This is a genomic window from Neobacillus drentensis (genome assembly GCF_036962765.1).
GTDB lineage: Bacteria > Bacillota > Bacilli > Bacillales > Cytobacillaceae > Neobacillus > Neobacillus drentensis_C.
In genome coordinates this window covers 1-1,775 of the sequence record NZ_JBALOS010000104.1, presented here as the reverse complement: position 1 = coordinate 1,775, position 1,775 = coordinate 1, and the positions used below count along the sequence as shown (strand labels likewise).

Sequence of the window (1,775 nt, the reverse complement as noted above, 5' to 3'; positions counted from 1 at the left end):
ATAAACTTTAACATAGCCTTTAAATAACTTATTATCCTAATTAATAAATTCAATAGCTCATATTAAAACAATTTTAATGAAAATGAAATATTCTTTTCCGAAACCAAAAATACCCATCCGTCGTCTAATTAAATAGAAGCAGATAAATAAGGAGGCGAAGGGGTGGAGGGGATTAGAAAAATGTCCGTTACCCTCGTGATTGTTGCAGTCATAGGATGTGGTCTAGTTTTCAGCAGTTTTGGATCTGCTCTTTTTCAGGAGGGAAATCCAATACCATTAATTATTTCTGCAATGAAACTTCACTTTTCCGATTCTGAATTTGAACTGTTCTCAAAAACAGAAAAACGTAGCAGGTTCTTGTCGGAAAATAATGGAAGTAGCAGCTACAATGTGGTAAATAAATATATGAAATCAAAAGGGTGGAAGTTTCAAGAACAAATGGGTTCAGGGTTAATATTTACAAAAAATGGTGAGGATGCAATTGTAGTAGTAAAACCATATTCAAAGAATTACTTTATTTGGGAAATTCAGCAACGCTTTTCAAATAATAAAAGACTTACATACATAACCCCCTAATCCTTGGATTAGGGGGTTGTGTCTATCGACTCTGTCAGACTATAGAAAGACTCAATCAATTCATTAAGCTGCCCTAGCTCTTTTTTCCAGAGTGATGCGGGGTTTTGCTTTAAAGATAACAGAGCACTTTGAATAAGAAACTTTCTTGGTGATCTAGTATGGATGATTTCTTCTTGAATAAAATCCAAAAGTTCATTGTATTTGTTTTGTTCTTCTACTTCCTGAATGCTCTTCGTTATCGATGACCGTAATGTTACCGTTATTTTCATCAACTGGGTGATTATCTCTTGATTGTTTATTTCGCAGCCAGGAACCCATTTTTCTAAAGTTTTAGGTTCTATTAATTGCTCCCCTGATTCAGAAACCTCATCAACCATTTTAACTATTCGCGCCACACTGTAGCGGACAACACTGCTTATTTTTTCACCAGATTCATGGGCCATTCTATTGTATTGAACATTATGTTGTAATATCCCTTGAAACATAATCGCACAGTCTAAAAGGAATGGCTTTTTCCTTTCGCCAAAGATGTCGATAAACCGATTGAAATACCAACGAAGAGAATTTAAACGACTCCGTTGGACAAATTGTTTGAGGTCGGCATCATTAGAGGACAATACTTCCTCGTAAAGGGCAATTAATTTATTTTTCCTATTAGAAATCATTTGCATTTCCACTTGCTTAATGAAAATCTCAATACTTGAAGGGTTTTGACCGATTAGTAAATCGTTTCGATCCTTTTCCAGCTTCTTATAAATTGTTTTATAAATCGCGATTAATAATTCGCTTTTAGATGAAAAATAATTATAAAATGTCCCTTTAGAAATCCCGCTATAGTCTAAAATATCCTGTATAGACGTTGCTTGGAATCCTTTATCGATGAATAATTGATGAGCCATATTTACTACATGCAGTTTGCGGTCATTCATAAAATCACCTTAATTTCAATTTGTACTATTAGTATAAAATTATAGTACATTATTTATAGAATGATTACAAACCCATAATTTTGTAGGTTTTTTTAATTGCAAAAATTGAACTGAGCGTATATTATTATCTAAGTGTGAAACAGGAGTATAAAAATTTGAACATTTATTATAGGGGGAAATTTAATGGATCAATCCATAAAAAAGACTGCAGGCCCACCGTATGGCGTTCTTGCCGTACTGATTGTCGGAGCTTTTATTGCATTCTTAAAT

General features: G+C 33.5%; 2 protein-coding genes. One reads left to right on the top strand and one right to left on the bottom strand.

Features of this window, described 5'->3' with window-relative positions:
* Positions 1-162 precede the first annotated feature (162 nt).
* Complete coding sequence (locus tag V7137_RS14125) at positions 163-576, top strand: type II toxin-antitoxin system HicA family toxin (RefSeq protein ID WP_335698677.1); 414 nt, start codon at positions 163-165, stop codon at positions 574-576.
* Between the two features lie 8 nt (positions 577-584).
* Here the strand turns inward: V7137_RS14125 and V7137_RS14120 are convergent, their stop codons facing one another.
* Positions 585-1,505, bottom strand: coding sequence for a TetR/AcrR family transcriptional regulator (locus V7137_RS14120; RefSeq protein ID WP_335698676.1), 921 nt, complete (start codon positions 1,503-1,505; stop codon positions 585-587).
* Positions 1,506-1,775: the final 270 nt, after the last annotated feature.

Bases quoted from the DNA above. Each gene is read 5' to 3' on its own strand.
- V7137_RS14120 (WP_335698676.1), bottom strand. From the start codon at position 1,505: ATGAATGACCGCAAACTGCATGTAGTAAATATGGCTCATCAATTATTC.